Source organism: Streptomyces sp. (assembly GCF_036566765.1).
GTDB lineage: Bacteria > Actinomycetota > Actinomycetes > Streptomycetales > Streptomycetaceae > Streptomyces.
This window is the reverse complement of sequence record NZ_DATCVQ010000364.1, coordinates 1-11,641: the sequence shown is the minus strand read 5'-3', so window position 1 is coordinate 11,641 and position 11,641 is coordinate 1. Positions and strand designations below refer to the sequence as shown.

12 protein-coding genes are annotated in these 11,641 nt (G+C 71.7%); 4 read left to right on the top strand and 8 right to left on the bottom strand.

Annotated elements, in window-relative coordinates; genetic code table 11:
- Positions 1 to 180 precede the first annotated feature (180 nt).
- Entirely contained in the window at positions 181 to 1,362 is a 1,182-nt protein-coding gene (locus tag VIU94_RS21135; protein WP_331913405.1) for a glycosyltransferase family 4 protein, read from the top strand.
- Here the strand turns inward: VIU94_RS21135 and VIU94_RS21130 are convergent.
- Positions 1,338 to 2,270, bottom strand: coding sequence for an FkbM family methyltransferase (locus VIU94_RS21130; protein WP_331913404.1), 933 nt, complete (start codon positions 2,268 to 2,270; stop codon positions 1,338 to 1,340). The genes VIU94_RS21135 and VIU94_RS21130 overlap by 25 nt on opposite strands.
- Before the next feature lie 132 nt (positions 2,271 to 2,402).
- Positions 2,403 to 2,576: a hypothetical protein gene (locus tag VIU94_RS21125; RefSeq protein WP_331913403.1), complete on the bottom strand. Its 174-nt coding sequence runs from the start codon at positions 2,574 to 2,576 to the stop codon at positions 2,403 to 2,405.
- Positions 2,577 to 2,597: 21 nt separating this feature from the next.
- Between VIU94_RS21125 and VIU94_RS21120 the strand changes: the two genes are divergently transcribed.
- Positions 2,598 to 3,212 (top strand): FkbM family methyltransferase, encoded by a 615-nt coding sequence (locus VIU94_RS21120; protein ID WP_331913402.1) that lies wholly within the window; start codon positions 2,598 to 2,600, stop codon positions 3,210 to 3,212.
- Here VIU94_RS21120 and VIU94_RS21115 read toward each other — a convergent pair.
- Genes VIU94_RS21115 through VIU94_RS21105 form a run of 3 tightly spaced genes read right to left on the bottom strand, consistent with a single transcriptional unit; the run spans position 3,207 to position 6,069 of the window.
- Entirely contained in the window at positions 3,207 to 4,301 is a 1,095-nt protein-coding gene (locus tag VIU94_RS21115; protein WP_331913401.1) for a glycosyltransferase, read from the bottom strand. The genes VIU94_RS21120 and VIU94_RS21115 overlap by 6 nt on opposite strands.
- Positions 4,298 to 5,056, bottom strand: coding sequence for a WecB/TagA/CpsF family glycosyltransferase (locus VIU94_RS21110; RefSeq protein ID WP_331913400.1), 759 nt, complete (start codon positions 5,054 to 5,056; stop codon positions 4,298 to 4,300). The genes VIU94_RS21115 and VIU94_RS21110 overlap by 4 nt, the downstream gene beginning before the upstream one ends.
- A gap of 17 nt (positions 5,057 to 5,073) precedes the next feature.
- Positions 5,074 to 6,069 carry an NAD-dependent epimerase/dehydratase family protein gene (locus VIU94_RS21105; RefSeq protein WP_331913399.1) on the bottom strand — a complete coding sequence of 332 codons (996 nt, stop codon included), beginning with the start codon at positions 6,067 to 6,069 and terminating at the stop codon, positions 5,074 to 5,076.
- Between the two features lie 288 nt (positions 6,070 to 6,357).
- Here VIU94_RS21105 and VIU94_RS21100 point away from each other — a divergent pair, with 288 nt between their 5' ends.
- The gene (locus VIU94_RS21100; protein WP_331913398.1) at positions 6,358 to 6,750 is read left to right on the top strand and encodes an LPXTG cell wall anchor domain-containing protein; all 393 of its coding nucleotides are present in this window, start codon (positions 6,358 to 6,360) and stop codon (positions 6,748 to 6,750) included.
- A 17-nt stretch (positions 6,751 to 6,767) separates the two neighbouring features.
- Positions 6,768 to 8,621: a DUF4012 domain-containing protein gene (locus VIU94_RS21095; RefSeq protein ID WP_331913397.1), complete on the top strand. Its 1,854-nt coding sequence runs from the start codon at positions 6,768 to 6,770 to the stop codon at positions 8,619 to 8,621.
- A 23-nt stretch (positions 8,622 to 8,644) separates the two neighbouring features.
- Here the strand turns inward: VIU94_RS21095 and VIU94_RS21090 are convergent, their stop codons facing one another.
- From VIU94_RS21090 to VIU94_RS21080, 3 genes are all read right to left on the bottom strand, one after another.
- Positions 8,645 to 9,187, bottom strand: a complete 543-nt coding sequence (locus VIU94_RS21090; RefSeq protein ID WP_331913396.1) for an arsenate reductase/protein-tyrosine-phosphatase family protein — start codon at positions 9,185 to 9,187, stop codon at positions 8,645 to 8,647.
- 13 nt (positions 9,188 to 9,200) lie between these two features.
- Positions 9,201 to 10,688 carry a tyrosine-protein kinase domain-containing protein gene (locus VIU94_RS21085; RefSeq protein ID WP_331913395.1) on the bottom strand — a complete coding sequence of 496 codons (1,488 nt, stop codon included), beginning with the start codon at positions 10,686 to 10,688 and terminating at the stop codon, positions 9,201 to 9,203.
- A gap of 138 nt (positions 10,689 to 10,826) precedes the next feature.
- Positions 10,827 to 11,641 (bottom strand): hypothetical protein (locus VIU94_RS21080; protein WP_331913394.1); only part of this gene is annotated, 815 nt, incomplete at its 5' end.

The window sequence follows — 11,641 nt, the reverse complement described above, 5'->3', positions numbered from 1 at the left end:
GAGCGGCCTGGCCGGGGCCTCCCTGGGCGAGGCGCCCCTGGCGGCGACGGGTTTCGCCCTGCTCGGCATGCTCCCGGTCGCCCTCGTCTGTCTGGCCGCGCGCCGCCGGATGCCCCTGTACGCGACGGCCGTGCAACGCGGTCTCGTGACTCCGTAGATCACAGATCCCAAGGAGCTGTCATGCACATCGGCTTCTCAGGGCCGTTCCCGGCGGGTTACCTGCGCGACGCCTTCGGCTGCGAACCGCCGCCCACCGACGGCCCGACGTTCATCGGGCAGCTCGTGCACGCCTGGCTCGAACAGGGCCACCAGGTCACCGTGTACGCGCACAACACCGAGCTGCGGCAGCCGTGGACCAAGGTGAACGGTCCGCTGAGAGCCGTCGTCGTGCCCCGACGGCGCTTCGCGCGCGACTACTTGCGGGACTACTACCGTGTCGAGCGGCGACAGCTGGCGGCAGCCATGCGGGAGCACCGTCCCGACGTGGTGAACGCCCACTGGACGTACGAGTTCGCGCTGGCCGCGGTGGCCAGCGGACGGCCCGCCTACGTCACCGCGCACGACGCGCCACTGCGCTGCGCCTGGGAGATGGGCACCGCCTTCCGCTGGCTCTACAACGCCATGGCGGTGCCCGCCGTGCACCGGGCGACCGCGCTGAGCGCCGTCAGCCCCTACACGGCCCGGCATGTACGCCGCTGCCTCGGCGTGCGCCGCCCGATTCGCGTGATCCCCAACGGCATCCCGGTCCAGGACTTCCCGAGCGCCGCCGTACGGGACCGCGGCGCCGCACCGGTCTTCGCCACCGTCCTCAACGGATGGGGACCGCTGAAGAACGGCGAGGCGGTGCTCCGGGCCTTCCCCGCCGTGCGCTCCGCGCTGCCCGGTGCGCGGCTGCTGCTGCTCGGCCAGGGGTTCGAGCCCGGCGGCCCGGCCGCCGCGTGGGCGGCGCGGCGCTCCCTCACCGACGGCGTCGAGTTCGCCGGCCCCAACGGCCACCAGGCGCTCCTGAATCGGATCGCGGAGGAGGTGGACGTGCTGGTCCACCCCTCGCGTGTCGAGGCGTGCCCGTTGACCCTGATCGAAGGCATGGCCATGGGGGTGCCGATCGTCGCCGGCGCGCGCAGCGGCGGCGTGCCCTGGGTGCTCGACGAGGGCCGGGCGGGAATGCTCGCCGACGTCGACTCGCCGGCGTCCTTGGCCTCCGCGATGGTGCGCCTTGGCGGCGACCACGGGTTGCGCACCTGTCTGGCGCTTGCGGGGCGCGCGCGTGCCGTGGCCGCCTTCGACGTGAAGGAGACGGCCTCCGCCTATCTCCGCTGGTTCGCCGAGAACCGCGCTCAGGACATGCCCGTCATGACGTGAGAGCGCTCGGCCGGGGCGAAGAGAATGTTCTCGTAGTCGTACTCCTCGCGAACCTGGTGCGGGAGAACGCGACCATCGCGCATTTCGAAGGCGCGGTAGTCGAACGAGAGGACTTTGTCGACGACTTCCCGGCTCCGCGGAGCATCGGGCACGCCCATGTCCCCCACCTCGATCGACAGGACGGGCCGTGGTCCGCTCAGCAGCTGTCGCATGCCGTCCAGCACGTGCAATTCCGCACTTTCCGCATCGATTTTGACGGCGTCGGGAACGCACCCCTCGTCGCGCACGAAATCGTCGAGCCGGACAGCAGGCACCAGGTGGGTGCGGTCGGACAGCCGGGCCTTGTCGGAATCGGGGAGACGGGGATCGAAGAAGGAGTTGAAGGCGCTGAAGCACGGCCCGTAGTCGTGCAGGGCGAGCGTCGACGTCTCGGACCAGGCGGCCTTGTTGACCTGGGTGACGTTGTGCTCCGTGCCCGTGTTGGCCATCAGCACGCCGAAGGTCGAGGGAGTCGGCTCGAAGGCCAGGACCCGGCCGGTCCGGCCGACGGCTCTGCTCGCCAGCATGCTGAAGTAGCCCATGTGGGCGCCGATGTCGACGAAGGTCATCCCGCGCCGGAGAAACCGCAGGTAGAACGCGCTCAGTTCGTACTCGAAGAAGCCGTTCCGGTGCAGGAAGACGGACACGTCGTCGGGCAGGGTGACGGTCATGCGCTGCCCCCACGGGGTCGGCGCCTGCACTTGTACGCTGTGCCCGATTCGCCTCCATCTGCGCAGCCGTGACGGGGTCGGATACCCCGTGCGCAGGGGATGCCGCAGCACGCGGAAAAGAGACGAGCGCCAGATGCGTTGACGTCGGCAGAGCACTTCGAGAGCGCGTGTGCGGTCCTCGTCGGTCATCGTGTTCATACGTGGCTCCACGGTCTCGCGGTGCTTCCGGACAATTCGCGAATCACTCCTACCATGCCGGCCGAGCATGGTCTCACCTGAAGCAGTGCGAGTCGCTTTGATGCTGCCAATTCGGTGTGGCGCAGAATGTCTTCACGCGACACGTGCGTTGATGTCGCGGCGAATTGCGAAGTCCATATGAAAGGGAGTTCTTCTGTGATCATCCTTCGTCGGGCGCGTAATGCAGTGCGGCGCATCGGCATCGACATCGTTCGCTACCCGGCCTCCTGGTCCGGCCCCCAACTCGTGCAGCTTCTGCAGACCCATGGCATCGACACCGTCTTGGACGTGGGCGCCAACACGGGCGACTACGGCACGATGCTGCGGCACAGCGGATACCGAGGGCGGATCGTCTCCTTCGAGCCGCTGTCCGGGCCCGCGGCCGAGCTGCGCCGCCGGGCCAGGTCCGACCGCCTGTGGTCGGTCCTGCCGTACGCGCTCGGGGACCGGTCCGGGACCGGCACCATCAACGTCGCGGCCAATGCGGGAGCCAGCAGTTCGCTGCTGCCCATGCACGCCCGGCACACTCGGGCCGCGCCGCACGCCCGCTACGTGGGGACGGAATCGGTCCCCTTGCGGCGGCTCGACGAGGTGTGGCACGAGGCCGTCGAGCCGGGCGGGCGCGTCTTCCTCAAGCTGGACGTCCAGGGATACGAGGCGCACGTGCTGCGCGGGGCCGGCGCGTACGCGAAGGAGTGCACCGGCCTCCAGGTCGAAGCGTCGTTCGTGCCGCTTTACGAGGGCGGCCTTCTGTTCTCCGATGCACTCGCTCTCACACAAGGAGAACTGGGCCTCACCTTGATGGCGACCCTCCCCGGATTCATCGACCCCGGCACGGGTCAAATGCTCCAGTGCGACCTGGTGCTCTTCCGCGACTCGGCGCGGGGGAACGCCCGTTCATGAAGCCAGCAGTCGCCGGTAGATCTCGACGTGCTCGGCCACGCCGCGCGCCATGCCGAACCGGCTCCGCATAGCAGCGGTGGCCTGCTGTCCCTGCACGGCGGCGGGCCGCACGGCTGCCTCGGCGAGGGCGCGCGCGAGGTGCTCGGGCGCGACGTCCGTCAGTACCGCCGCCGGGCTCGCCGCCGCCAAGGAGCGCAGGCCGGGAGCATCGGCGAAGACCGCCGGAAGCCCGGTGGCGAGCGCTTCGACGGCGGCGATGCCGAGGCCCTCGTGCACGGACGGCATGACGAAAACGTCGGCCGCGTGCAGCGCCTCCAGAGGGTGCCTGGCCCCGAGGAACCGCACCCGGTCCGCGACCCCGAGCTCCTCCGCCAGACGGCGCTCCTCGCACGCCTCGTCCTCCTGGCCCAGGTGGAGGTACACGAGTCCCGGCGCGCCGGCCGGGTCCGCCATGGCCGCGAGGACCGTGTCGTGGCGCTTGACGGAGGAGCAGTTCCCGACGCTGACCGCCACGACGTCGTGCTCGCCCAGGCCCAGGGCGGCCCTGGCCCGGGCGCGCTCCTCGGGAGTCGGGGGCGTGAACGCGGGGTCGTACCAGTTGTCGACGACCCGGGCCGTATTGCCGAACCGGAGGCGCTCGTTGTTCGCCACGTCCTCGCTGACGGCCACGTGGACCGTGCCCATGGCCCGGAGGATCGCGCGCTGGACGATGCGCTTGGCGCGTGCCTTGCCGCGGAGCGGGAAGACGTTGTGCACCGTGCTGACCACCTTGGCCCCGGCGCTGTAGGCCGCCAGGGCGAGCCAGAAGTTCAGCGTCTCGTCGTGCAGATGGACCACGTCGTACCGCCCGGCCTTGACGCGCCGCCTGAAGCGGAACGGCACCAGCCACCATGGGGCGTTCTTCTCGTGGGCGACGTCGTAGCCGACCGCGCGCAGATCGGTGGCGAAGGGGCCGATGTCCGGGGCCACGGCGAGGACGTCCGCCTCGGCCCCGTGTTCCTTCCACTGGGCGGCCGCGCTGCGCAGCATGACCTCGGCGCCCGACGGCCGCAGTTCGTTGAGGGAGTGCAGGACGCGGAGGGTCTTCACAGGTGTCTGCCTTCGGTCGTCGTCAGCCGGGGCGGCCGCAGGGCGATCTGCGTCAGATAGGCCGGGTTGTTGCGGAGATAGCGGCGCCACAGCCGGCGCGGCTCCTTCGCCAGGCGGTACGCCCACTCCAGGCCGCGCTGCTGCAGCCAGCCGGGCGCCTGGGGTTTGAGACCGGCGTGGAAGTCGAAGGCGGCTCCGACGCCGAGCAGGGCCGGGGCCTTCAGCCGGTCACGGTGCGCGGCCATCCAGCGCTCCTGCTTGGGCGTGGACAGACCGACCCAGACCAGATCGGCCCCGGAGGCGTTGACGGTGTCGACGATCTCGTCCGACTCGCGCGGCGTCAGCGGCCGGTACGGCGGCGAGTACGCACCCGCGATCTTCAGCCCGGGGATGCGGTCTGCCAGTCGTTCGCCGAGGAGTTCAGGTACGCCCTCGGCGCCGCCGTACAGGAACGAGGACCAGCCCTCCCGGGCGGCGCGTTCGAGGACGGCGAGCATCAGGTCGGGCCCGTAGACCCTGCGCATCCAGGTCGCCCCGGCACGGTGGCCGGCCCACACCATGGGCATGCCGTCGGGGACGGTGAGGCCGGAGGCGTTGTGCACGCGGCGCAGGGCGTGGTCGCGCTGGCACTCCATGACGCCGTGGACCCCGGTGACGCAGACGTAGGACCGTTCGCCGGTCCTGATCCAGCGCGCGATCTCCTCGACGGCCAGGTGCGGGTCCACGGCGCTGACGCCGACTCCCAGGACGTCCACGCGCGGATGCCCGGCGGTCAGCATGTGACCGGCCGGCCGTCGAGCTGGGCCTTCACCTGGTCGTACACCCAGCGGTAGGTGGCTTCGAGGCCCTCCAAGAGCGTGGTCTCCGGCGCCCAGCCGAGTTCCTTGCGGATCCGGGTGTTGTCGCTGTTGCGGCCGCGTACGCCGAGCGGGCCCGGGACGTGGCGGTGCCGCAGCCGGACCCCCGCGATCTCCTCGACGATCGCGTACAGCTGGTTGATGGAGACCATGCGGTCCGAGCCGATGTTGAGCGGTTCGGTGTACTCGCTGCGGGTGAGGCGCAGCGTGCCCTCGACGCAGTCGTCGATGTAGGTGAAGCTGCGGGTCTGCTCGCCGTCGCCCCAGATCTCGACTTCGTCGCCGCCGCCGAGCACGGCGAGGGCGACCTTCCGGCAGGCGGCGGCGGGGGCCTTCTCGCGGCCGCCGGTCCAGGTGCCGTGCGGGCCGTAGACGTTGTGGTAGCGGCCGGCGCGGGTGGCCAGCCCGTAGTCCTCCCGGAAGTGGCGGGCCATGTGCTCGCTGAACAGCTTCTCCCAGCCGTAGCCGTCCTCGGGCATGGCGGGGTACGCGTCCTCCTCCCGCAGGGGGAGCACGTCGGCGTCGGTCTGCTTGTCTGCGGCGTACACGCACGCGGACGACGAGTAGAAGTAGCGGCCGGCGCCGGCGTCCCTGGCGGCGAGCAGCATGTGGGTGCTGGGGAGCACGGAGAGCATGCAGGCGGCCTTGTTGTTCTCGATGAAGCCCATGCCGCCCATGTCGGCGGCGAGGTGGTAGACCTCGTCGGCGCCGCCGTCCATGACCTCGGCGCAGGTGTCGCGCAGCGAGACGTCGCCGATCACGTTCTGCGCCCGGTCGTGGACCTGGTACCACTCGTGGAACGGCTTGACGTCGACGGCCCGCACGCTGCGGCCCTCGGCGAGCAGCGCCCGCGTCAGATGGCCGCCGATGAATCCTCCGGCCCCCGTCACCACCACATCGATTGCACCCATGACTCGCTCCCTGGGGTTGACCTGCGAACCTGCGAAAGGCAAGAGATACGGTTACGCACCGAATTGCCCTTCTCGGTGTGTTGGGAGAGCGCGAGGCGGTGAGCCCACCCGGCTGGCGCAGCGGCGCGGAAAGGGGTGGCCGCGCTACACCATCCGGTGGCTTCTGGGCGGTACTGCGTTATTTCTCGCCTTGATTTCCTATTTATCCACTTATCTAGCGTCTCTTGGGTACTGAACGCTGCCCGCTGCCGCCGCCAGGCCCTGCCCGAGTCAAGGAGAGTGGAAACGATGACGGTATCGCCGAGTTGGCGAACTGCCCTGGCCTCCGCCGCCACGGTCGCTGCGCTCGTCGTAGCGCCGCTGGTAGGCGCGGGGGCCGCGTACGCCATGGATGACGACCCGTACCCGCACGCGACGAAGCCGACCGACAAGCCGGACGACGACCACGACCACCAGTACCCGCCGAAGCCGCACCCGACGAAGCCGGACGACCACCCGTACCCGCCGAAGCCGCCGCACCCGCACCACCCGGACAAGCCGCACCACCCGGATCACCCGGACAAGCCGCACCTCGCGGACACCGGTGACGACACGAAGCTGATCATGGGCAGTGCGGCGGCCGGTCTGGTCGCGGCAGGTCTCGGAACCGTGTTCGTCGCGCGCCGCCGACGCAACTCATGACGTTTTCCAGACTGCGCATGACCTTCCGCGGGCGTCCCGAGTGTGACGGGGACGCCCGCGGGGCGTCCGGGCTCGGCCAAGGCCCTCGGACCAGGACCGTCCTGCTGGCCGCCGCCGCCGCTCTGCCGGCGGCGGCGGCCGCCTGGATCGGGGTCACCGGCTGGCTCGCCCACGGCGAGCTCCGCGCCGCCCAGCAGGACCTGGACGCGCTCCGGGAGTCGGTCGCGACCGCGGCTTCCCGCCCCGCCGAGGCGGTCGCCGCAGGGGCGGCGGCGGAGCCCGACCAGGACCGCTTGATGCGCTCGGCGGCCGCGCACGCCGGCCGCGCCCACGACCTGACCACGGGACCGGCCTGGTACACCGCCGCCGCGCTGCCCTTCCTCGGCGGGCCCCTCGACACCGTGCGAGGCATCGCAGACGCCTCGGACAGACTCGCCGGAGACGTGCTGCCGCCGCTGCTGCGCGCCGTCCCCCGGCTCTCGCAGGGCGCCGAGACGGGCGGCATCCCGCGCGCGCTCACGGAGCTGGAGGGTCAGGCGCCCGCGTTCGACCGCGCCGCGGACGCCGCGACCGAGGTACGAGACGACATCCGGCGACTGCACGGCTCCACGTGGCTGCCGGCGGCCGACCGCGGCCGTGCCCAGCTGGCGCAGCAGCTCGACCGCCTCGTCCCGAAGACCCGCGACGCCGCCGTCGCGGCCCGCCTGGCGCCGTCGATGCTCGGGGCGCACGGGCCGCGGCGCTACTTCCTCTCCTTCCAGAACACGGCCGAGGCGCGCGGCACCGGCGGCCTCCCGGGAGCCTTCGCCGTGCTGCGGGCCGACCGCGGCCGGCTGGCCTTCGAGCGCTTCGGCAACAACACGGATCTGGACGGCGTCCGCACGAACGTGGACCTCGGAGCCGAGTTCACGGCGCAGTACGGGAACAACGGGCCCGGCGCCATGTGGGCGAACTCCAACATGAGCCCGCACTTCCCGTACGCCGGCCGCCTCTGGACCGAGGCCTGGCGTGTGTACACGGGCCGGCGCCTGGACGGTGCGATCGCCATCGACCCCGGCACCCTTGGGCTTCTGCTGCGCGCCACCGGGCCGGCCCGGATGCCGGACGGCACCGAGCTCACCGCCGACAACGCCGTGGACCTCACCGAGCGGGCCAGCTACGCGAGGTACGAGGACGTCGCCGCGCGCAAGGCGTTCTTCGTCGAGGCCGCCCGCGCCGCCGCCGGACGGCTGATGACCGCGATCGACGACCCGCGTGTGCTCCCCGCGCTGCTGCGGGCCGTGCCCGAGGTGCAGCGGCAGGGCCGCATGCAGGTGTGGAGCGCGCACCCGGCGGAGCAGCGGCTGCTGGCGTCACGGACGTTCGGCGGCGTACTCCCCGACACGCCCGGCCCCTTCGCGGGGCTCGTGGTCAACAACGCGGCCGGCACCAAGCTGGACTACTACCTCGACCGCAGTCTGGTCTGGGCGCCCGGCGCCTGCACGGACACCGGCCGAGCCGTCACCGTGACCGCGACCCTCACCAACCGGGCCCCGGTCTCGGGCCTCCCCCACTACGTCACCCAACGGGTCGACCACCCGCCCTACCCGACGCGCCCCGGCGACAACCGGCTGCTGGTGTCGTATTACACGGGCACGGACGCGACCCTGACGGGGGCCACGCTGGACGGCCGCCGGATCGACCTGATCCCCGGCTTCGAACGCGGCCACCCGGTCCACACCCTCGACCTGGAGCTTCCCCGGCAGTCCAGCCGCACGCTCGTGCTGCATCTCCGCGAGCCCCAGGGCGACCGTCCCCCGACGATTCTGCGACAGGCCCTGGTGACGCCGCTGCAGGCCACGGTGAAGCCCGCGGCTCCGTGCGGCGGCTGAACCGCCGGGGGTGAGGCGGCCGCTCAGGGACGCAGGATCCCGGCCAGCGCCAGGACCGCGTCGCGGACCTCCAGGGCCCGCGCCCTGAGCACGGAGGGGGAGCCGCCGTACGGGTCCTCGATGCCGTCCGACTCGTCCGGCGCGGGAACCGCCGACCCGCGCCGGGACGCCGCGAGCCGGACGGCCTCGCGCGGCGTCCCGGCCGGGGCCCCGGCCCCCGTCCCGCCGTGGAGCCGGATGAACTCCCGGAGGGTGAAACACCGGCGCAGCGCCAGCGGGGAGAGCCGCACCGCCGCCTCCCGGTGGCACCGCTCCAGGCCCAGCACCAGGTCGGCCCGCTCGATCTGGCCGGCGTCCAGTCGTCGGGCGGTGAACCCCCGTACGTCACCGCCGAGTTTGCCGAGGATCTCGCGCGTCACGGGGTCCAGCGGCACCGGCCGGCCGGCGGTGCCGGCGCTGCGGACACTGAAGTCCGGCTCCGGCAACGCGGCGGCCAGCAGGCGTTCCGCGACCGGCGAGCGGTGCAGGTTGCCGGTGCAGACGAACAGCACTTCGAAGGCGGTCACCAGGCCGTCCGCCTCACTGCTCGCCGACGGAGGATCGTGAAGACGCCCCGCCGACGACCGACCGCGGAGCGACTGCGGCGACTCCGGCAGGCTCCTCGGGAGTGATGGCCGGTCGGGGCACGGGCACTTCCGTCGGCCCGTAGCCGTAGCCGTAGCCCTCGCCCTTGAAGGCCGAGGCCATGCTGAAGACGGTGCCGAGAACGCGGGTGCCCGTCCGGCTCAGCGACTCGGCCGCGCTGCGGATCTGCTCGCGGCCGGTCTTGGAGGCGCGGACGACCAGCAGCACGCCGTGGGCGAGCGGGGCGAGGCCGATGGTGTCGGCGACCGGCAGCAGAGGAGCGCTGTCCACGATGACCACGTCGTAGTCGTCGGCGAGTTCGCGCAGCACCTCGGCCATCTTGCCGCAGGAGAGCAGCTCGGTCGGGTTGGGCGGTAGGGCGCCGCTGGTGAGGACCGCGAGCCGGCCTCCGGCCTCCTGGACCACGTCCTCGACGCAGGCCTGGCCGATGAGGACCGTGGTCAGTCCGGCGTCCTGCACCAGTCCGAAGCTGCCGGCCACGGACGGGCGGCGCAGATCGGCGTCGACCAGGCAGGTCCGCATGCCGGCGTCGGCGAGGGAGAGTGCGAGGTTGATGGAGGTGGTGGTCTTTCCCTCGCCGGGCACCGGGCTGGTCACGACGATCACCCGCGGCCGGTCGTCGACCTGAGCGAACTGCAGGTTGGCGCGGAGCCTGCGGAAGGCCTCGGCGCGCAGGGAGGTGCTGGCGGCGTCCATCGCGATCCGCTGCCGCGCCGAGCTCCGGTCGAACGGGATGGTGCCGAGGACCGGCAGCGAGGTGAGCTCCCCGAGCGCGGCGCTGGTCTTGATCGTGGTGTCGAGCGCCTCGCGCAGCGCGACGACGACCGCGCCGAGCAGCAGCCCGCCGAGCACTCCGGCGAGAAGGTCGAGCAGCCGGTTCGGTGACACGGGGACCGTGGGGACGGCCGCCTGCTGGGTGACGCCGAGCGAGACGGGGGAGGCGGGGGAGGCGTCGGGCCTGTTGGTCGAGGAGGCGCGCTTCGGCGTCTCAAGGCGTTCGACGACGGTGATGAAGCGCTCCGCGACGGCGTCGGCGATGCGCGCCGCACGCGCCGGAACCGTGTCGCGCACGGTGATGTTGATGAGCACGGTGTTGAGCGGCGCCTCGGCGGTGATGCTGGACGCGAGCTCCTCCGGCGTGACCTCGAGCCCCAGTTTGCGCGCCACGGGCTGGGTCACCTGCCGGGTGGCGACGATCGCCGCGTACGACTGGACACGTGCCTGCGAGAAGGCCTGACCCTGGGTCAGGTCGCTGGTGTCCACGCCGGTCTGGGTGGCGACGAAGAGCTGAGTGCGGGCCTCGTAGACCGGCGTGGTCAGCGCGGTGGCGGTCTCCGCCGCGCCGATGCCGAGCACCAGGCAGATCAGGACGGTCGGCCAGCGTCTGGCGAGTACCTTGAGATATCCACGAAGGTCCAACATGCACCCCTCACCGGGCAAGAGTGTCCCATTTAATGGCGTATGACACTTAATTTCCTGATCAGGATAGGTGCGACGGGCTGCGTCGCCCGGGAGCCACGGTCGGCCGGGCGGGTGGGATCCGCGCGATCCGGGGTGCTCTCAACGTGCTCTGGTCACCGCTCTGAGCTGCACGAATTTCGCATAACCTGCCCGAAGGCGCCGCCGCAGGCGTTCGTCCGTGGTGGCGCGGAGCACCCGTGCGGCGGCCTCGACGAGGACGCTCCCGGGGCGAGGCGGCTTGACCGACATGATCGCGGCGGCCCGTTCGCGGAACTCCGCGGCGGGCGACGTCCAGAACCATGACGCGGGGTCCACCGCGCAGGGATGCATCCGCTGGAATCCGCGGTCCTTCTCGAAGCACAGGTTCCACAGGGTGAGCTCCGGCACGACCTCCGGGCGCTCGGGACACCGCAGCCACGGCACGGTCGAGACGACGCGCGTGTGCCGGCTCATCTCCACGACGGGCACGCCGCGCAACGCGTAGTTCATGAAGTGCTCGTCCGTGGAGAACCCGGGTCTCCCCTGCCCGTGCCTGTCCAGTGTGAGCTGCCAGGCACGCTCGAGCCGGTCCAGCAGGACGGGGGCGTGGTGCTCGGGAATCACGTAGAAGGAACCGCTGAACCTCTCGTGTCGGCCCGCCTGTTCACCGAGTTCGGGGTGCATGGCCTCGCACAGCTCCCAGTAGGAGTCCCACTCCTTCGACTCCGGGCGCATCAGCGCCGGTTCGAAGTGGACCCCCACCCGGTCCCCGACGGCGGCCAGCAGATCGTCCAGCGGTCGTACGCAGAGCAGGTCCGGCTCGATGAACACCTGCGTCCCGCCGCGCGTCCGCAGCGCCTCTATCGCGTCCAGGTGATACAGCGAGCTCGCCCAGCCGCCGCCGAGGCCCTCCGGCGGGCGGTGCGCGAAGGGCG